This is a genomic window from Megasphaera lornae (assembly GCF_000214495.1).
Taxonomy (GTDB): Bacteria; Bacillota; Negativicutes; order Veillonellales; family Megasphaeraceae; genus Megasphaera; species Megasphaera lornae.
In genome coordinates this window covers 1-18,548 of the sequence record NZ_AFIJ01000018.1, presented here as the reverse complement: position 1 = coordinate 18,548, position 18,548 = coordinate 1, and the positions used below count along the sequence as shown (strand labels likewise).

Here is an 18,548-nt window from a genome sequence, read left to right as displayed (position 1 = left end):
ACCTCATACGTGTTTTTTTGCTACTTCGGCATAGTTCTTAATAATCACAATCGGAGTTTTTTGAGAGGCATTGCCGAAAGGATTGTGAATAAGAACCTGAGCAATATGATGAGGATTTAATCCCTGCGAATATCCGAGTACGGCGGCTCGTTGTAAATCATTAACATCCGCCACACATGCTCCGAAACAATGAAGCCGTTTGCGAATGGCCGCCGCTACACCGTGCGGATTGGCCGGACCGTAAACAATACATTTATCATATGGCGGCAAAGTACCTGTCACATCATCGGTTAATGCCGCTTGACGACACAATGTATACCAAACGCCCCGTTTTCCGAATAATTTAGCTGCCGACCCGATAATAAATGCCAGCAACATTTTCCATTCTCCTTCCAATTCCATTGCCGCCTGCATTCCATATAAGCTTGCCATACTTCCTTCTCCGGGAACGAATCGGCGCATAAGTCGTGCTTGCCAAGAAGGTGTTAACTCTTCCGGACGGGTATAGCGATGTTGGGTAATGGCTACTACACTTTCCGCTACACAAATCAAATCACTTGGCGTCACCAAAGAAGACGCATATTCTTCTATGACATCCACAATATTATCTTTTTCTGTTAAAATTCGAGTTTTCACAGGCACTAATTCCAATTCAGCCATGCCACACCTGCCTCCTATTTTCCTTCTATTTCTCGATATACTTCCGCAGCGCGTAAGGTTATCCGGGCTTTATGAATATACCATTCGCTGCGTGCTACCACTTGATAGACTAAATCAATCGGCATATCCGGAAAAGTACGCAAATCTTCTCGAATATTTCCGGTTTTACTGGTCAATATGACGGTAACACGTAACAGACCGCTGGTAGCAGGATAATAAATAGCAGCTTCCCAATAGCCGTCATCCCGTTCTGACGCCAAATTGGTTAAACGGGCTTGTACCCGACACCGATCAAATTGTTCTTGCGGCAATAACGGGCGCGGATAAAAATCCATAATCGTTCCCAACTGTTTGCCTATATTATGAAACGTCACTTCCGTTTCCCATACTGCCGTCGTTTGTGTCATCTCTTTTAATACAAACGGCGTACGTCGCCGAACGTCAACTACAAAATGGGCATCTCCCTGACGCCAGGCATATAAGCGAAATAAAATGTACAAAATTGCTATACAAGCAATTACGGCAATAATAATGTTAATAATTGTATATACTACCAACGTTAAGGACTCCTTTTATCTCATACCGGTTTAATTTTTTATGTCAATCTTATTTTTTGAACAGAAAATTCATGTTTCGGAATCAGCTGTGCCGCCAACATGCCGCCGCGTTCCGTCGCATCGGTAAAACACAATTGTAAGGTACCGCTATGTGAATTACGATTCAATAAATCCGCTTTTTTCAATACTTCCAATACTTCCAAGGCCATTTCGTGGGCCGGATCTACAAAAGCCAAACGATCTTGACTCAGCATTTCAAATAAAGGCTGAATAAAAGGAAAATGAGTACAGCCGAAAATAGCCGTATCCGCTTGCGTTTGTAATACAGGCGCCAAATATTTTTGTAAAGGCGCCATAATTTTCGTTCCCTGAAGATAGCCGCGTTCAATCAACCCCGCCAACTCCGGACAAGGCTGCTCTATAATCTTCAGGCCGGGATCCCATGCGGCGGCGGCCTTTTTATGACTGTGATTCGCAATTGTCAACTCTGTGGCAAAAACGGCGATCGTACCGCCCGCACTGATTTTTTGTGCCGTTTTGATACCTTTGCTCATGCCGATTAAGGGATAGGGAACCTCCTGCATCAATTGCGGATAAACCGTTGCCGTTACTGTATTGCAGCCAATCGCCACCAATTTTACGGACTGTGCCGACATAAAACGTAAAATATCCCTTGTATAGGACAAAATTTCCGCAGCGGTTCGCGATCCGTACGGATTGCGTTTGGTATCCCCCACATAAATAATATTTTCATGAGGTAGCAACATCCGCAATTTATTAACAACGGTTAAACCGCCTACACCGGAATCAAAAATTCCGATAGGAAGCTTACTCTTGTCCACAATAAGCCTCCTTCATCGTGATTCTTCTTTCCACAAACGCTGTAATTTTGCAAAATTTTCCGCATCTAACCGGATAGGTTTACCGGTATGCGCATCGGCAAATACATTTTGTGATGTACCGGTCGCCAACAATATTCCGTCCGCTTGTCGCAAAATGCGATACGAAAAAACCATTTGCGCTTTTGTCAAATGTGTCAATGTAGCAGTTATACAAAGCACATCGCCAAAATAAACAGGATGAATATACTCGCCGGATACACTTTTAATCGGATAAATAATACCATCTTTTTGTAACTGTATTAAATCTACACCGGCTGTCCGTAAATACTCACAACGTGCACATTCAAACCAGCGGATATGATTGGAATGATGTGCGATCCCCATCATATCCGTCTCATAATAGCGTACCTTTTCGACAATTGTAACCATACTTATACTCCTATTCTATATTATGCACTCTTATCATTTTACGATAGTAAAAACGGGATGTCAAAGGAAAAAAGAAAAGAAATAAAAAAATATAGTATTCTGCATACGAAGACATATTTTTCATATTTATAAGAAACCGTACGAACGCGTTAAGGAAATTTTTACGCCGTCTCCTTATGAGGTGAATTTTTTACTGCAGCACAGAAAGAAAAAATAGGAGTTACATATCGACCATAAAAACAAACTGTGATATGATAAGGATGTTCAAGGGGAAACAATGGTAAATGGAGGCTGAATTCATGAAAGAGTACAAACCGTTTAAGTCCGGCAAAGTCCGTGAAGTGTATGATATCGGTGACAGTATCATTATGGTGGCTACCGATCGTATTTCCGCTTTTGATCATATCTTAAAAAATAAGATTACCGAAAAAGGCGCTATTTTAACACAAATGTCCAAATTTTGGTTTGATTTGACAAAAGATATTGTGCCGAATCATATGGAATCTGTCGATAATCACGATATGCCTGAATTTTTTCAGCAAAAACAATTTGTCGGCAACAGTATGAAATGCAAAAAATTAACGATGATTCCTATGGAGTGTATTGTTCGCGGCTACATTACCGGAAGCGGTTGGACCGGTTATCAGACTGACGGTAAAATTTGCGGCATATCGTTACCGCAAGGCTTACAAGAATCTCAAAAATTGCCGGAACCTTTATTTACACCCAGTACTAAAGCCGAATTAGGTGAACATGACGAAAACGTTTCCTTTGAAACCGGTGCCGCCATTTTAGAAAAAACATTTCCCGGAAAAGGCCGGGAGTATGCCTCTAAAATTCGCGACTATACGTTGGCGTTGTATAAAAAATGCGCGGATTATGCTTTACATCGCGGCATTATTATTGCGGATACGAAATTTGAATTCGGGCTGGATGAAAACGGCAATATTATTTTAGGAGATGAAATGCTAACGCCGGACAGCTCCCGTTTTTGGCCGCTTGCCGGATATACCCCCGGAAAATCACAACCTTCTTATGATAAACAATTTGTACGGGATTGGTTAAAAGTTCATCCCGACAGTGACTATTTATTACCGCAAGAAATTATTGATAAGACGATTGAAAAATATAAAGAAGCATATGAACTCTTATGCGGAAAAAAATGGCGTGTATAAAAAACTGCCGAAAAAAAACTCCGCGTGCAAATGGCACGCGGAGTTTTTTGATATGGTTGTGGTATCGTTCGGTATACGATACGGATTTCGTTCCTGCATTATCACATAATCCTACAAAACATGCTTATAGTTTTTACAAATGAGAAATAAGCGTATATATGCCGGCAGAAACAATTGCCGTAATTGGAATCGTAATCACCCAGGCTATTAACATGCTGCGTGCCACTCCCCAATGAACGGCGCGAACTCGTTTGGCCGAGCCGACCCCCATAATGGAACCGGAGACAACATGCGTAGTACTGACGGGAAGATGCAAAAAAGTAGCGGAAAAGATTACAATAGCGGAGTTTAAGTCGGCGGCAAAACCGTTAATAGATTCCAACTTAAATATTTTCGTACCCATAGTAGAAATAATACGCCAACCGCCTACCGAAGTTCCTAATGCCATAGACGTGGCGCACAACATTTTTACCCAAATAGGAACTTCCATCGCTTGAATATAGCCGCCGCTAAGCAGTGCCAATGTAATAATACCCATCGCTTTTTGGGCATCATTGGAGCCGTGAGAAAAAGCCATTAAACCGGCAGAAGCCAGTTGCATTTTACGAAATTTCTGATTTAAAAGTAAAGGAGAACGTTTTCGCACAATCCATAAAATGGCAATCATGACCAAATAGCCTATAAGCAAGGCAATACCGGGAGATAAAATTAAGGATAAAATAATTTTTCCGATGCCGTGTGAATCCAATGCCGCCGGGCCGACACTGATGCAAACCGCGCCGATAACACCGCCAATCAGGGCGTGGGAAGAACTGCTGGGAATGCAAAAATACCAAGTAGCTACATTCCATATAATCGCACCGATGAGAGCCGCCACAATTACTTCCAAACTGATTTGTCCGGGATTAAGGACCAAATCACCGCCGATTGTTTTCGCTACCCCCGTACTGACCATAGCGCCGAGAAAATTTAATACCGCCGCCATTATAATCGCATTACGCGGCGCTATAGCCCGTGTGGATACACTGGTAGCAATCGCATTTGCCGTATCGTGAAACCCGTTAATATAATCAAATAAAACGGCAAGAAAAACAATGGACCAAATTAACCAATTCTCAGGCATATTTTAAAACAACCTTTCTAAATGTAATGACTAACTTTTCACAATCGTCCGTCACATCTTCTACGGATTGGAGAATTTCTTTCCATTTAATAATTTCAATCGGATCTTGGCATTGAGTAAATAAATACGCCATTTCCTGATGGTAGAGAGCATCGCATTGCTGCTCCAATTTCAGAACTTTTTTACTGCGCGCTTCCACCTTTAAATAATTTTTCTTTAAATCTTTCATATACCCCATCGATTTTCTAATTTCCTTCATCGCTTTTGCCGCAATAAAGGTCATTTTTTTTGCCCCTTCCGTCGCTTGCCCGACATTATAAATGCACATTTTGTCCATAATATCACTAATACTGTCAATCGCCATATCCAGTTGATCGATAAGTTGTTGAATATCTTCCCTGTCCATAGGCGTAATAAACGTTTTCTGCAATCGTTTCATCGTGTCCATCACCAGTTCGTCTGCCGCTTTTTCTAACGCCTCAATCTTGGTAAGCGCTTCCTCTTTGGAAATTTCTTCATGCATGGCCCGACACAATAAATCCGCCGCTTCATATCCTAAGGCGGCATGTTGATCCAGCAAGGAAAAAAATTTTTCTTCTTTGGGCTTTAAATGAAATGCCATTGTGTTTTCTTCTCCTTATGAAAAACAAATTTGAAAGCGCTTATAATGCGCATTCACCTAATCACTTGCATTATACCATAGGCCTATATATTATTCTATGGTATAAAAGTAAAAAACGTTTTCTCCCTCCTTTCCCATACGCAATCTTTTTCTTTACTTTTTCTCCTTCCATAAATAGAATCGAAAAAAGTAATATGTAGATAACCCCTGCTATCTTCTTTATAAAAAAGCGGAAAAGAAAATTCTTCTCCGCTTTGTGTTTACAATATCCTGTTGTTTTTATAATGGGACAAGCCTTTGGCACCTATATCATGCCGAAAAGAATTGCCGTCAAAATGAATATGTGCAATACCGGCATACGCTTTTTGTACCGCTTCTTCTAACGTATGTGCCCGTGCCGTAACGCCCAACACCCGACCGCCGGCCGTTTCATAATCTTGCGCGGCATTTTTTTTAGTCCCTGAATGAAAGACAATGCCTTCTGTAACCGCTTCCAATCCTTCAATACGATCGCCTTTATGAGAAGTTTGCGGATAGCCTTGCGAAGCCATAATTACACAACAAGACGCCCCTTCATGCCAAATAACATCTTGAGGCGACAGATGGCCTGCAGCGCAATCATACATGATTTTCCCTAAATCACCGGCCAATAACGGTAATATGGCCTGCGTTTCCGGATCGCCGAAACGGCAATTAAATTCTACTACTTTCGGGCCCCCGTCGGTAATCATCAATCCGGCATATAAACATCCGTTATAGGAAATTCCTTCTGTCTGCAAGGCGCGAATAATAGGAAACAATATAGTTTCTTCCGTTTCTTTTAATAATGCCTCCGTCATCACCGGAGCCGGTGCATAGGCCCCCATGCCGCCGGTATTCGGTCCTTTATCTCCGTCAAAAATCCGCTTATGATCTTGCGCGGAAACCATCGGTACAATATGAGTACCGTCTACAAATGCCAAGACACTGACTTCTTCCCCTTCCATGCACTCTTCTATCACAATACGACCGCCGGAAGTACCGAATCTTCGCTCTTTCATCATCGTATCTACGGCACGCAGAGCTTCTTCTACCGTACGGGCTACGACAACCCCCTTTCCGGCGGCCAAGCCGTCCGCTTTAATAACAATAGGAGCGCCTTTTTTGCGGATATAGTCTTTTGCCGGTGCCGCTTCCGAAAACACGGCGTAGGAAGCGGTAGGAATATGATATTTAGCCATTAATTCTTTGGCAAATATTTTAGAGCCTTCCAATCTTGCCGCAGCTTTATTCGGCCCGAATACGAGCAGTCCGCGAGCGCGGCACAGATCGGCCAGGCCGTTGGTCAGCGGAGCTTCCGGCCCGATAACCACCAAATCAATTTGATATTCAACACACAAGTCGGCGACTTTTTCTATTTCCCCTATGTCTACCGGCACGCAAGTGGCGATTTCTCCTATGGCATCATTGCCGGGGAACGCATAGAGTTGCTCAACAACTGTGCTTTGTGCCAAGGTATACACTATCGCGTGTTCTCTGCCGCCGCTACCAATCACTGCAATCCTCATTCGTTTTCCCCCTTAGTTATATACTGACTGAAATAAGCCGCAATATCCGTATCATATGCAGCCGTATGCGCAAACGCTTCGGCCGCCAATTGCCGCCGATATGCAGTAGAAAAACCGCCGTCTTTTTGTAAATAAGAAACGACTTCTTTATACTTTCCGGGATTGGTTACAACGGCCACATACGCATTGTTTTTAGCTGCCGCCCGCACCATACAGGGACCGCCGATATCTATATTTTCTATGGCCTCCGCCAAGGTAACCTGCGGGTTGGCGACAGTCTGTCTGAACGGATACAGATTTACCACCACCATATCAATCGGCGTAATATGATGCGCGACCAGTGCTTTAACATGTTCCGGATTATCGCGTACGGCTAAAATAGCGCCATGAATATGGGGATGCAATGTTTTTACTCTTCCGTCCATCATTTCCGGAAAACCCGTTACTTCTTGTACGGGCGTAACCTCGACGTTTGCTTCCCGTAATACACGCAGTGTACCGCCGGTAGAAATAATTTCAATATGTAACGCCTGTAAGGCTTTTCCCAATTCCACAATTCCTGTTTTATCTGAAACACTAAGTAACGCCCGTTTTACTTTCATTACGCTTCCTCCCCTGTATCCGTACCGTAAACCGTATGACCTTTAATTTGCAATTTATCCGCACAAAATAAAGCGACCGCTTTAATAAATGACGGATGTTCCTTACGTAAAATACGTTCGGCCAAAGTCTGTACAGTATCACTTTCATAAACCGGCACGGCTGCTTGGACAATAATAGGGCCGTCATCCATTTGCGCGGTTACAAAATGAACCGTACATCCCGTTATCTTCACGCCTGCTTCAAAAGCCTGCCGCTGCGCATGCAATCCGCGAAAAGACGGTAAAAGGGCGGGATGAATATTAATAATCTTGCCTTCATAAGCAGCTACAAAATACGCGCTTAAAATGCGCATAAATCCGGCAAGACAAAGTAAATCCGGTTGAAACGGCGCTATTTTTTCCAAAATATAGGTTTCAAAAGCATGTTGGTCGGAAAATTTTTTTCGATCCGCCAAAATAATCGGTAATCCCCATTGTTGTGCCTGTTGTATAATAGCTGCCTGCGGCATGTCGCATACTAAAGCCGCCGCTTCACCCCAAATTCTTCCGTCCCGCATGGCTTCATATAATGCCGTTGCATTGGAACCTCGACCGGAGGCAAAAAGAACGACTTTCTTTTTACGCATCAAACTCTCCTCCCTCTAATACCACTGCCGTCTCATTTTCCACTACTTGTCCGATACAATATGATGCTTCACCGCGTGCGGCTAAATCTTCTCGTACGGTCCCCGCTTCTTCCGGAGACACAATAAGAATCATACCGATGCCCATATTAAACGTGCGATACATCTCTTGCGGTGCTACATTTCCACATTGTTGCAACAGCGGAAAAATAGGCAATGTCGGCCAAGAGATAACATCAATTTGCACGCCCAGTCCCGGCGGCAAAATCCGGGGAATATTTTCATAAAAGCCGCCGCCCGTAATATGAACCATACCTTTAATAGAAAACTTACGCAATAAAGGTAAGCAAACTTTAGGATATAATCGCGTCGGCGTCAATAAGGATTCGCCGATAGACATTCCCAGTTCGGGAATAACTTGCGATAATTTCCAATGCATACGTTCAAAAATGATTTTACGTACCAAAGAAAATCCGTTTGAGTGAACGCCGGTCGAAGGTAATCCCAAAAGAATATCACCGGCTTGAATATGTTCGCCCGTAATTAACCGGTTGCGCGCTACAATGCCGACCCCGAATCCTGCTAAATCATAATCGCCGGCAGCATAAAATCCGGCCATTTCCGCCGTTTCTCCTCCCAGTAACGCACACCCCGATTCCCGACACGCATTCGCGACTCCTTTAACGATAGTTGCCACCTGTTCGGGATTCAATTTGCCGACTGCAATATAGTCAAGAAAAAATAACGGTTCCGCACCTTGTACTAAAATGTCATTCACAGACATGGCAACACAATCTTGCCCGACCGTGTCATGTTTTCCCATTTCTATTGCTAACCGAAGCTTCGTACCCACACCGTCGGTACCGCTGACTAAAATCGGGTCTTTTATCTCGGTATGCGCTAAGGAAAACAGCCCGCCAAATCCTCCCAAATCTCCCATTACCTCCGGTCGATAAGTGGCTTTAACGGCATCTTTCATTAACGCTACCGCTTTATTGCCGGCATCAATGTCTACTCCTGCATCCGCATAGGTCAATCGATCATTCATTTCCTTCGAGAGCATATTTTTCTCCTTCCTCCGTCGTTACCGGAATCGCTGTAGGATAGTGATTATTAAAACAAGCCAAACAAGTGTCGTCGGCAGGAATGTGCGACATGGCGCGACATAAACCGGCCTGTGAAATAAAATGCAATTTATCCACCCCGATATGTCGACGTATCGCTTCTACGTCCATCCGCGCCGCAATTAATTCTTTTCGTACGGAAGTATCAATGCCGTAAAAGCACGGATATTTAACCGGCGGTGCGGATACACACATATATACGGCTTGCGCGCCGGCTTCACGCAACATGTTACAAATAATGCCGCTCGTCGTGCCCCGTACAATCGAGTCGTCTACCATGACAATGCGACGTCCGCGAACCACCGAACGGACGACGTTTAATTTCATGCGAACTGCCAATTCTCGTTGTTTTTGATCCGGTTTTATAAAGGTCCGCCCCATGTACCGGTTTTTAATCAACCCGTGATTAAAAGGAATCCCGGAGGCCGTGGCATAGCCGATGGCGGCGGTCGTGCCGCTGTCGGGAACGGAAATAACCAAGTCCGCATCATATTTCGTTTCGCGCCACATTTCCGCGCCCATATTCAGGCGAGCCTGATACACATCTTGTCCGTCAATAATACTGTCCGGTCGGGCAAAATAAATATATTCAAAGGAACATACTTGTTTCTTTTTCATAATCGCATAGCGGGTAGATGTAATCCCGCACTTGGTAATTTTTACGAACTCACCCGGCTGAATATCCCGTACAAACGTTGCGCCGACAGCATCCAACGCGCACGTTTCCGACGCCAACACCCAACCGCCGCTCGGCATACGCCCCAGGCATAAAGGACGAAAGCCGTGGGGATCGCGCCCGCCATATAAGGCATCTTTAGTCATAAAAACCAACGAATACGCGCCTTCAATGCGAAGCATGCTTTCCATCATGCGTTCTTCTATCGTAGCTTTACGACTGCGAGCTATTAAATTAACAATAATTTCACTGTCCATAGTTGTTTGAAAAGCCGTACCGCTGCGATCCAGCTCTTCTCGTAACCGACGAGTATTCGTTAAATTCCCGTTATGTGCCAAGGCCACTTGCCCCATGGAGGTGTACACGGCCAAGGGCTGAATATTTTGGGGATTATTGGCGCCGGTTGTTGAATAGCGCACATGCCCAATCCCGATATGCCCCGTATTTTCCGGTACACCTTCGGCAAATACATTACTGATTAATCCCATACCGCGGAAAGTTTTAATATTCTCTCCGTCAACCAACGCCATACCGCCGCTTTCCTGCCCGCGGTGCTGTAAAGCGAAAAGCCCCCAATACGTATACCGGGGAATGTCCAAGGTGACATCAAAAATACCGAAAACGCCGCATTCTTCATGCTGCTTATCCCAAATCGGATCATAAAACATGAAATCCCTCCAGTGGTGAATCGATTACATACTTTGTACTGTCGTTTGTATTTTTTTATTTTTTTCTACAACCTGCATTTCCATATCGTTTCTATACGCTTTATATTTTTTCGCTAATACAGGATCGGTAACCGCTCCCAGCTGAACGGCCAATAAAGCCGCATTTTTAGCGCCGTTAATCGCCATAGTCGCTACGGGCATTCCGGAAGGCATTTGTACAATCGCCAGCAACGCATCCATCCCTTGTAAGCTGCCGCTTTCCAAGGGGACGCCGATAACCGGCAACGTTGTATACGAAGCAATGACCCCCGGTAAATGTGCCGCCATGCCGGCACCGGCAATAATACAAGAAAATCCTCTTTCCGCAGCATTTTCTGAAAAATCACGCACTACTGCAGGCGTACGATGCGCGGATGCCAACAGTACTTCATAAGTAACATCAAATTTTTTTAAAATTTCCAATGCTTTTTTCATGACCGGAAAATCCGAATCGCTGCCCATTACCACTCCGACTTTCAAAAAAAATCCCTCCCTATAACACAATACACCCCAAGAATGGGTTCATTCTTGGGGTGTATATACGCAGACATACGATGAGCGTCGCCGTTTTTTATGACAGGAATTACCCGATCGGACAACTACCACTTCGCACATCTCCTATTCATCAAAATAGTCCCAGCTATATGTCTTATGGACGAGTTCATTCTATCAAAAAGATGCGATACTGTCAATCGTTTATCTTGCCAACTATTTCTTGAATATGAAAAATTCCTTCCCGCCGACAATAGGCTTCCAAACCGGCGGCAATGTCCGCCAGCGCCGTCGGTTGCAAAAAATTATAAGCGCCTACCGCCACAACCGACGCACCGGCCAACATAAATTCCACTACATCCTGCCAACAGCATATACCGCCCATTCCTAAAACAGGAATCCGAATTTGTTTGGCCACTTGCCAGACCATACGCAATGCGATCGGTTTAATCGCCGGTCCGGAAAGGCCGCCTGTAATATTTCCTAAAAGTGGACGTTTATGTTGAATATCAATGGCCATGCCGGTCAAGGTATTAATCAAGGATACCGCATCGGCACCGGCCGCTTCCACCGCTTCAGCCATAGAAACAATATCCGTAACGTTCGGTGATAATTTCATAATTACAGGCTTTTTAGTATGAGCTTTTACCGCTGCGGTAACGGCGGCTGCCGCCTGCGGATCCGTGCCGAACACAATTCCCCCTTCTTTTACATTAGGGCAAGAAATGTTCACTTCTACCGCCGCCACGCCGGGAACATCCAATTGTTCCGCCAACCGACCGTATTCTTCCACCGTACTCGCGGACATATTGACAATGAGCGGTACCTTCCAAGCGACCACATTGGGTAAAATAGATTTTTTAAATACTTCTACTCCCGGATTTTCCAAGCCGATACAATTTAACATGCCGGCCGGCGTTTCTGCAATACGTACGCCGGGATTGCCGGCTCGCGGTAAGGGCGTAATGCCTTTGGAAATAATAGCGCCTATCTGTTCAGGTTGTAAAAAATCGGCATATTCTATACCGAATCCGAAGGTACCGGAAGCCCCCATCACGGGAGTGTTCAACGACATACCGAGAAAAGACGCGGCAATAGGTGAATTATTCATGCAAACACCTCCTCGGCGGCAAACACGGGACCGTCCGCGCAGACCTTATATCGTCCGTCCCGATTCTTATACTCCCCGGTACATCCCAGACAGACCCCGATACCGCACGCCATTCGCTTTTCCAAGGATACTTCACAGGAAATCTTCTTAACTGCCGCCGCTTGCGCCACACTTTTCATCATCGGCGTCGGTCCGCATACGGCAATCCGCTGCAACAAATGATGTGAAAAAATTTCATCCAAAGCCGCAGTAGCCATTCCTTTAATACCGGCCGAACCGTCATCCGTGGTCATATAAATTTTCTTTGCATAAGGGGCAAAAAAAGGCACCCAACACTTCGTTTCCACTGCGGTTTTACCGGCAATCAGCACAATCGGCTCCGGCGATTGTGCCGCTAAAAAAATCAACGGTGCCAGTCCGACGCCGCCGCCCGCCAATAATGTCGGCATGTCGGAAACCGTAAAAACGCCCTCTCCTAAAGGGCCCTCGATACTCAATACATCCCCGACAGTTAACCGCGACATTTCTTCCGTTCCCTTGCCGACAATACGATAGATAATCGTAATATGTCCGTTTTTTGCTGCTACAATCCCGAAGGGACGCCGCAAAAAAAGTGCCGCCTCCTGTATAATGTATATTGACAAATTGCCCGGGTACCGCCGTGGCGGCAATTTCGGGTGCCGCTACGACCATGCGGCGAATAGTCGGTAAAATGATTTCATGTTGTATAATTTCCGCAGTTTCTAAAAATTTTTTCAACCGTCTTATCCGTCCCTTCCGTATATATTTCTCATGTATTCTATCACAAATATAAAATAAAATAAATATATACACGTATTTCCTTTACTAAAAAAGACTGCAGTCGTCGACTGCAGTCTTTTTATTTTTTCTGGTGGGCCCACCTGGGTTCGAACCAGGGACCGACCGGTTATGAGCCGGTGGCTCTACCGCTGAGCTATAGGCCCGTAAGGTAAGACAAAATATCTTACCGAGTTATTATACGTCACAACCGCTTCTTCGTCAAGATTTTATAAAAAATCTTTTATTTTTTCCCGTTTTCCCCAATTTCGCAATTTTCCCAATGCTTTACCTTCTATTTGTCGAATACGTTCGCGTGTAACATTGAAATATTGCCCTACTTCCTCCAAGGTCCGCGGTCTTCCGTCTTTTAAGCCGAACCGCAAATACAAAACTTTCCGTTCTCTGTCGGTTAAACAGGAAAACACTTCTTCAATCTGTTCTTTCAGCAAAATAAACGAGGCCGCATCATCCGGCGCCACCGCTTCCTGGTCTTCAATAAAATCACCTAAATGCGAATCTTCTTCTTCTCCGATAGGGGTTTCCAATGATACGGGTTCCTGTGCAATTTTCATAATTTCCCGTACCCGTTCTACAGGAATTTCCATTTTTTCCGCAATTTCTTCCGGTAACGGATCCCGCCCTTTTTCCTGTATTAATTGTCGAGAAATACGAATCAGTTTATTAATCGTTTCTACCATATGAACCGGAATCCGAATGGTTCGTGCCTGATCCGCAATTGCGCGCGTAATGGCCTGCCGGATCCACCAAGTAGCATACGTACTGAATTTATATCCTTTACTGTAATCAAATTTATCTACCGCTTTCAGTAAGCCCAAATTACCTTCCTGAATTAAATCAAGAAACAGCATCCCTCGACCGACATAGCGTTTGGCAATACTGACAACTAATCTTAAATTGGCATCCGTCAATTTCTTTTTCGCATCTATGCCGTTTTTCTTATCTGCAACTGTCGCATTTTCGTCATTCCCTTTTTCAATAGCTTTCGCTAACGTAATTTCTTCATCTGCAGAAAGTAAGGGAACGCGTCCGATTTCTTTTAAATACATACGTACCGGATCATCAATATTAATTCCTTCCGGCACACTCAAATCGACCGTACGCAAATCGGGAACGTGTTCATTTTCCGTATCGCTTATTTCATCATGTTCATTGCCGTTGCTTTCTTCCCCGATAATATCAATTCCTTTATCCGCAAAGGTTTCATACATTTTATCAATTTGTTCTGTAGTCAGTTCATCTTCTTCCATTACATTCATAATTTCTGTATACGTAAGACTTCCTTGCTTTTGCCCGAGTCGCAATAACTGCAAAATATGTTCGGCAGCCCGTTCTTTTCGTTCTTCTTCACTTAACTTTACATTCTTCTTTTTTATCGCTGCAGATATGTTTTTTTTACCGGTCGATTTATTCCCCATCTCTTTTTTTGTCGTACGTTTGGTTGTTTTTTTAGATTCTATATCCGTCACTTTTGTTGCCATAATGATTAGCTCCTCTCTCCACGGCAAGACCATTTTCGTATTTTTTCATTAATTTCTTTACATATTGCCAACTCTTTCATTACTTGCGGATCGCCGGTACGACTAAATGCCGCGGCACGTTTACTGTGCTCCGCATATTGACGCTGTAATCCGGCTAAGTGAAAACGTTTGACATAGTCATTTAACACGCGTTCATCCAGAGGAACATCTTGTAAAACCATAATTCTTGCCAGTTCTTTCTCCTCTTCTACCGATAAACGGTCTTGAATATCGGCCTTTGTGTATGTTCTCTTCTCTGCATAAGCATCTAAAATAAATTGATATATATGTTGTCGTAAAGGATTTACAAATAATGTATAAGGAATCATTTCTTGTATTCTTTCACAGGTATGAGGGTATTCCATAAGATACCGCAAAATATTTTCTTCCGCCGCCGCCATTACATCCGTTCCGCGACTGTCCGCCAACCGGCGTTCTAAATGAGGAGTAATAACCAGTTTTCCCTGCTTCAATTCCGGGTGTCGTTCTACAAACCTGTTAAATTCACTGCGTACAGCCGTTTCCTCTACTTGCAATCGTTGTGCCGCTTTCGTTAAAAAAGCTTCCAATACAATGCGATCATCTATCCTTGCCACAGCAGGCATTATACTTGCCATAATTGCCGATTTTCCTTCCGGAACCGTGCTGTCATACGTTTGTAAAGCTGTTTGTAACATATAATCCAAAGTGTTCGGAGCCGCCGCTACGGCTTGTCGAAACGCGTCCGGACCGACAGTCGTAATATATTCGTCCGGATCTTTTCCTTGTCCCAACGAAAGAACGCGAATGGATACATGCAATCCGCGGACAATTTCCATAGCCCGCATGGTAGCTTGTCTGCCGGCCGCATCCATATCATAAGCCAAGACCAACTGTGCGGCTTGTCGTTGCAATAAACGGGCCTGTTCCGTAGTAAATGCCGTTCCCAGAGAGGCCACCACGTTCGTAATCCCGCGATTATGAGCCGAAACCACATCCATGTACCCTTCTACCAATATGGCACAACCTTCTTTATAAATCGCAGGTTGCGCCATATCCAAGGCAAATAAAATATGGCGCTTATTAAAAATCGGCGTTTCCGGTGAATTTAAATATTTCGGTTTACTGTCGTCCAATACACGACCGCCAAAACCGACAATTCGCCCGCGTCCGTCACGAATGGGAAAAATAACCCGTTTTCTAAACGCGTCATAAAAATTACCGTTTTTCTCCTTTGCCAATCCCAACCGCACTAATTCCGCGCCGCTCACTCCCCGTTGTTGAAAGGCTTTAGTCAGCATATGCCAACTATCCGGCGCAAATCCCAATTTAAAGGCCCGAATCGTATCGTCCGATACGTGACGAGAATGAAAATACGCCAATCCTTCTTTCCCCAACGAGGATTGCAGTAAACAATTATGAAAAAAATTCCCCGCCATTTCATTAATTTCAAAAAAACGACGGCACAAATTTTGACGGGCGGTCTCCTGCGGCGACTGTTCCGTCTTAGGCAGGGAAATATGTGCCCGTTCCGCCAAGCGTGTTACCGCCTCTGTAAAAGAAAGGTTTTCCTGTTTCATAATAAAGGCAAATACATCGCCCGCCGCATGACACCCGAAACAATAAAAAAATCCCTTATCGGCGGCGACACTGAAAGAGGCGGTCTTTTCATGATGAAAAGGACAACAAGCCCAAAAATTTCGACCTTGTTGTTTCAAGGAAACATATTCCGAAACAACGCTGACAATGTCATTTGCTTGTCGTACTTGTTCAATAAATTCGGAGGAAAATTTTTTCATACCTACCACCTTTCTTCATGTGTCTATATACTATATTCTCTTTAAAAATAAAAAATTCCTTTTTTTTCCTCTAAAACGTGCAAAAAACAACTGAAAAACGACCGCTTTTACATATTTTCATTAAATATACTGAATGACTATAGATTTATATACACACATTCGCTATAATAAAGAAAGACAGAACGAATAGGAAGACAGGCCATGATTCAATTTACAGTCGGAACGCTGCCGTGTATGACAACCTTGGGCGGCGCACTTAAGCATTTCGGCGTATCCGCCACTTTGCGACGCCGTATCAAACATAGTGGAACTTGTACGTGCAACGGGCAGGTCATCGGCTTACAAAATTTTGTACATACCGGTGATACTATTTGTATTTCTCTGCCCGTTCGTCAAGCCTTTGCGCCGGAACCCCTTGCGTTTACCCGGGTATATGAAGATCGGCATTTACTTGTTATCAACAAACCGGCCGGGTTACTTATGCATCCGACCGCCGGTCAACGTTCGGGCACCTTGGCAAATGCCGTGAGTTATTATTATATCACAAGTAACCAACATTGTGCATATCATCCTGTCCATCGATTGGACAAAAATACGTCGGGACTGTGCATGATTGCTAAAAATCCTTATGTACAATCCTTATTCGATCACGCACCGAACCGTTACTATAAGCGGCTGTATTTAGCACTCAGCACGGGATATTTTCCCACGCCGACAGCGACAGTACACAGTCCCGTCGGTCGTGCGGAAAACAGCATTATCAAACGTTGTGTCTGCTTGGACGGTCAAAAAGCGCATACGGATTTCGTTCGCTTAGCCGCCGCCGATACGTACAGTTTATTACAAGTATCGCTACACACGGGACGTACGCATCAAATTCGTGTCCATTGCAGTTATTTGGGATTTCCGCTGCTGGGGGATGATTTATACGGCGGCACGCATGAGCTTTTATCTCGGCAGGCCCTGCATGCCTATGCGATGTTGTTTATACATCCCATAACGCACAAAGAAATCCGCTTGTTTGCGTTGCCGCCTGCAGATATGCAAGCCTTGATTACGGAAGCCGGTTGGGATTCTTTACTTGCCGCTCTGTCATTTTCTAATTAGGAGGAATGTCAAATGCCATTAATCGGTACTACGGAAATGTTCAAAAAAGCGTATGAAGGTCATTATGCCATCGGCGCCTTTAATATTAATAATATGGAAATTGTACAGGGGGTAACGGATGCGGCTGCAGACTTACATTCACCTCTCATTTTACAGGCTTCGGCCGGGGCCAGAAAATATGCCCGCCCTACCTACTTGCGTCATCTGGTGGAAGCCGCTCTGGAAGAACATGATTTACCTGTTGCCCTTCATCTCGACCACGGTGCCGATTTTGAAACCTGCAAAGATTGTATTGACGGCGGCTTTACGTCCGTTATGATTGATGCTTCCAAATATTCCTTTGAAGATAATATTGCGTTAACCAAAAAAGTCGTTGATTACGCCCATGCACACGGAGTGGTCGTAGAAGGGGAATTAGGAAAACTGGCCGGCATTGAAGATGATGTCCGGGTAGCTGCCGATGAAGCCATGTATACTCGTCCGGAAGAAGTGGAAGAATTTGTTTCTCGCACCGGAGTGGATTCTTTGGCTATAGCTATCGGCACCAGTCACGGAGCCTATAAATTTACCCCTGCACAATGCCGACGCAATGCGGACGGGGTATTGGTTCCGCCGGACTTGCGTTTTGATATTTTAGAAGCAATCGCCAAGCGTCTTCCCGATTATCCCATTGTCTTACACGGGGCTTCTTCGGTCGTTCCGGAATATGTTAAAATTATTAATAGTAACGGCGGAAAAATGCCGGATGCGATCGGTATTCCGGAAGACCAATTACGGAAAGCGGCTTCCATGGCGGTATGCAAAATCAATATTGACTCGGATTTACGCTTGGGACTCACGGCCGGAGTCCGTCAACACATGACGGCACATCCGGAACATTTTGATCCTCGCGAATATTTAAAAGACGGTCGACAAAATATTTACGATATTGTAGCTCATAAAATAAAATATGTACTGGGTTCGGAAGGCAAAGCATAATCACGCTTCTGCTCTTTCTCCCACAAAAAAAACAAGCACCTGTTGATAGTAGGACT

Annotated in this window: 19 protein-coding genes and 1 tRNA gene; 3 read left to right on the top strand and 17 right to left on the bottom strand. The window is 44.4% G+C overall.

Annotated features, from left to right (window positions below):
- Window positions 1-3: 3 nt before the first annotated feature.
- The 4 genes from HMPREF1039_RS02675 to HMPREF1039_RS02660 are packed head-to-tail and all read right to left on the bottom strand — an operon-like array spanning window position 4 to window position 2,488.
- Complete coding sequence (locus HMPREF1039_RS02675) at window positions 4-660, bottom strand: coenzyme F420-0:L-glutamate ligase (protein ID WP_007390841.1); 657 nt, start codon at window positions 658-660, stop codon at window positions 4-6.
- A 14-nt stretch (window positions 661-674) separates the two neighbouring features.
- Window positions 675-1,217: a hypothetical protein gene (locus HMPREF1039_RS02670; RefSeq protein WP_007390870.1), complete on the bottom strand. Its 543-nt coding sequence runs from the start codon at window positions 1,215-1,217 to the stop codon at window positions 675-677.
- Window positions 1,218-1,255: 38 nt separating this feature from the next.
- A complete protein-coding gene (gene murI / locus HMPREF1039_RS02665) occupies window positions 1,256-2,059 on the bottom strand; it encodes a glutamate racemase (protein WP_007390883.1) in 804 nt (267 codons plus the stop codon).
- 12 nt (window positions 2,060-2,071) lie between these two features.
- Window positions 2,072-2,488 carry an acyl-CoA thioesterase gene (locus tag HMPREF1039_RS02660; RefSeq protein WP_007390861.1) on the bottom strand — a complete coding sequence of 139 codons (417 nt, stop codon included), beginning with the start codon at window positions 2,486-2,488 and terminating at the stop codon, window positions 2,072-2,074.
- A gap of 299 nt (window positions 2,489-2,787) precedes the next feature.
- On the opposite strand from HMPREF1039_RS02660, the gene HMPREF1039_RS02655 reads away from it, so the two are divergent.
- On the top strand, window positions 2,788-3,663 hold the full coding sequence (locus tag HMPREF1039_RS02655; RefSeq protein ID WP_007390879.1) for a phosphoribosylaminoimidazolesuccinocarboxamide synthase: 876 nt from the start codon (window positions 2,788-2,790) through the stop codon (window positions 3,661-3,663).
- Window positions 3,664-3,796: 133 nt separating this feature from the next.
- On the opposite strand, the gene HMPREF1039_RS02650 is transcribed toward HMPREF1039_RS02655, so the two are convergent.
- The 13 genes from HMPREF1039_RS02650 to dnaG all read right to left on the bottom strand — a co-directional run bounded on the left by HMPREF1039_RS02650 (window position 3,797) and on the right by dnaG (window position 16,407).
- Entirely contained in the window at window positions 3,797-4,786 is a 990-nt protein-coding gene (locus HMPREF1039_RS02650) for an inorganic phosphate transporter (RefSeq protein WP_007390845.1), read from the bottom strand.
- The gene (locus HMPREF1039_RS02645) at window positions 4,779-5,408 is read right to left on the bottom strand and encodes a DUF47 domain-containing protein (protein WP_007390876.1); all 630 of its coding nucleotides are present in this window, start codon (window positions 5,406-5,408) and stop codon (window positions 4,779-4,781) included. The genes HMPREF1039_RS02650 and HMPREF1039_RS02645 overlap by 8 nt, the downstream gene beginning before the upstream one ends.
- Before the next feature lie 260 nt (window positions 5,409-5,668).
- A complete protein-coding gene (gene purD / locus HMPREF1039_RS02640) occupies window positions 5,669-6,955 on the bottom strand; it encodes a phosphoribosylamine--glycine ligase (protein WP_007390859.1) in 1,287 nt (428 codons plus the stop codon).
- On the bottom strand, window positions 6,952-7,557 hold the full coding sequence (locus HMPREF1039_RS02635; RefSeq protein WP_007390880.1) for an IMP cyclohydrolase: 606 nt from the start codon (window positions 7,555-7,557) through the stop codon (window positions 6,952-6,954). The genes purD and HMPREF1039_RS02635 overlap by 4 nt, the downstream gene beginning before the upstream one ends.
- Window positions 7,557-8,183: a phosphoribosylglycinamide formyltransferase gene (purN, locus tag HMPREF1039_RS02630; RefSeq protein ID WP_007390877.1), complete on the bottom strand. Its 627-nt coding sequence runs from the start codon at window positions 8,181-8,183 to the stop codon at window positions 7,557-7,559. Before purN ends, HMPREF1039_RS02635 begins: the two co-directional genes overlap by 1 nt.
- Complete coding sequence (purM, locus tag HMPREF1039_RS02625) at window positions 8,176-9,243, bottom strand: phosphoribosylformylglycinamidine cyclo-ligase (RefSeq protein ID WP_007390885.1); 1,068 nt, start codon at window positions 9,241-9,243, stop codon at window positions 8,176-8,178. Before purM ends, purN begins: the two co-directional genes overlap by 8 nt.
- The gene (gene purF, locus HMPREF1039_RS02620; protein WP_007390842.1) at window positions 9,221-10,648 is read right to left on the bottom strand and encodes an amidophosphoribosyltransferase; all 1,428 of its coding nucleotides are present in this window, start codon (window positions 10,646-10,648) and stop codon (window positions 9,221-9,223) included. The genes purM and purF overlap by 23 nt, the downstream gene beginning before the upstream one ends.
- 24 nt (window positions 10,649-10,672) lie before the next feature.
- Window positions 10,673-11,167, bottom strand: a complete 495-nt coding sequence (purE, locus tag HMPREF1039_RS02615) for a 5-(carboxyamino)imidazole ribonucleotide mutase (protein WP_206535952.1) — start codon at window positions 11,165-11,167, stop codon at window positions 10,673-10,675.
- Between the two features lie 208 nt (window positions 11,168-11,375).
- Entirely contained in the window at window positions 11,376-12,290 is a 915-nt protein-coding gene (locus tag HMPREF1039_RS02610) for a dihydroorotate dehydrogenase (protein ID WP_007390843.1), read from the bottom strand.
- Window positions 12,287-12,934 (bottom strand): iron-sulfur cluster-binding protein, encoded by a 648-nt coding sequence (locus HMPREF1039_RS02605; RefSeq protein WP_235720026.1) that lies wholly within the window; start codon window positions 12,932-12,934, stop codon window positions 12,287-12,289. The genes HMPREF1039_RS02610 and HMPREF1039_RS02605 overlap by 4 nt, the downstream gene beginning before the upstream one ends.
- A gap of 246 nt (window positions 12,935-13,180) precedes the next feature.
- Window positions 13,181-13,255, bottom strand: a tRNA-Ile gene (locus tag HMPREF1039_RS02600).
- A 63-nt stretch (window positions 13,256-13,318) separates the two neighbouring features.
- Complete coding sequence (gene rpoD, locus HMPREF1039_RS02595) at window positions 13,319-14,590, bottom strand: RNA polymerase sigma factor RpoD (RefSeq protein WP_007390868.1); 1,272 nt, start codon at window positions 14,588-14,590, stop codon at window positions 13,319-13,321.
- A gap of 5 nt (window positions 14,591-14,595) precedes the next feature.
- Window positions 14,596-16,407, bottom strand: a complete 1,812-nt coding sequence (gene dnaG, locus HMPREF1039_RS02590; protein WP_007390849.1) for a DNA primase — start codon at window positions 16,405-16,407, stop codon at window positions 14,596-14,598.
- 201 nt (window positions 16,408-16,608) lie between these two features.
- Here dnaG and HMPREF1039_RS02585 point away from each other — a divergent pair, with 201 nt between their 5' ends.
- Together HMPREF1039_RS02585 and fba are read left to right on the top strand one after the other, a co-directional pair.
- Entirely contained in the window at window positions 16,609-17,514 is a 906-nt protein-coding gene (locus tag HMPREF1039_RS02585; protein WP_007390846.1) for an RluA family pseudouridine synthase, read from the top strand.
- Window positions 17,515-17,526: 12 nt separating this feature from the next.
- Complete coding sequence (gene fba / locus HMPREF1039_RS02580; protein ID WP_007390840.1) at window positions 17,527-18,492, top strand: class II fructose-1,6-bisphosphate aldolase; 966 nt, start codon at window positions 17,527-17,529, stop codon at window positions 18,490-18,492.
- Window positions 18,493-18,548 lie beyond the last annotated feature (56 nt).

What these genes read in the sequence shown, in the direction of transcription:
- HMPREF1039_RS02650 (WP_007390845.1), bottom strand. Translation starts at nt 4,786, where the DNA reads ATGCCTGAGAATTGGTTAATTTGGTCCATTGTTTTTCTTGCCGTTTTA.
- HMPREF1039_RS02610 (WP_007390843.1), bottom strand. Translation starts at nt 12,290, where the DNA reads ATGAATAATTCACCTATTGCCGCGTCTTTTCTCGGTATGTCGTTGAAC.
- HMPREF1039_RS02635 (WP_007390880.1), bottom strand. Translation starts at nt 7,557, where the DNA reads ATGAAAGTAAAACGGGCGTTACTTAGTGTTTCAGATAAAACAGGAATT.
- rpoD (WP_007390868.1), bottom strand. Translation starts at nt 14,590, where the DNA reads ATGGCAACAAAAGTGACGGATATAGAATCTAAAAAAACAACCAAACGT.
- HMPREF1039_RS02660 (WP_007390861.1), bottom strand. Translation starts at nt 2,488, where the DNA reads ATGGTTACAATTGTCGAAAAGGTACGCTATTATGAGACGGATATGATG.
- purM (WP_007390885.1), bottom strand. Translation starts at nt 9,243, where the DNA reads ATGCTCTCGAAGGAAATGAATGATCGATTGACCTATGCGGATGCAGGA.
- purD (WP_007390859.1), bottom strand. Translation starts at nt 6,955, where the DNA reads ATGAGGATTGCAGTGATTGGTAGCGGCGGCAGAGAACACGCGATAGTG.
- HMPREF1039_RS02585 (WP_007390846.1), top strand. Translation starts at nt 16,609, where the DNA reads ATGATTCAATTTACAGTCGGAACGCTGCCGTGTATGACAACCTTGGGC.
- purF (WP_007390842.1), bottom strand. Translation starts at nt 10,648, where the DNA reads ATGTTTTATGATCCGATTTGGGATAAGCAGCATGAAGAATGCGGCGTT.
- HMPREF1039_RS02655 (WP_007390879.1), top strand. Translation starts at nt 2,788, where the DNA reads ATGAAAGAGTACAAACCGTTTAAGTCCGGCAAAGTCCGTGAAGTGTAT.
- purN (WP_007390877.1), bottom strand. Translation starts at nt 8,183, where the DNA reads ATGCGTAAAAAGAAAGTCGTTCTTTTTGCCTCCGGTCGAGGTTCCAAT.
- fba (WP_007390840.1), top strand. Translation starts at nt 17,527, where the DNA reads ATGCCATTAATCGGTACTACGGAAATGTTCAAAAAAGCGTATGAAGGT.
- dnaG (WP_007390849.1), bottom strand. Translation starts at nt 16,407, where the DNA reads ATGAAAAAATTTTCCTCCGAATTTATTGAACAAGTACGACAAGCAAAT.
- HMPREF1039_RS02675 (WP_007390841.1), bottom strand. Translation starts at nt 660, where the DNA reads ATGGCTGAATTGGAATTAGTGCCTGTGAAAACTCGAATTTTAACAGAA.
- HMPREF1039_RS02645 (WP_007390876.1), bottom strand. Translation starts at nt 5,408, where the DNA reads ATGGCATTTCATTTAAAGCCCAAAGAAGAAAAATTTTTTTCCTTGCTG.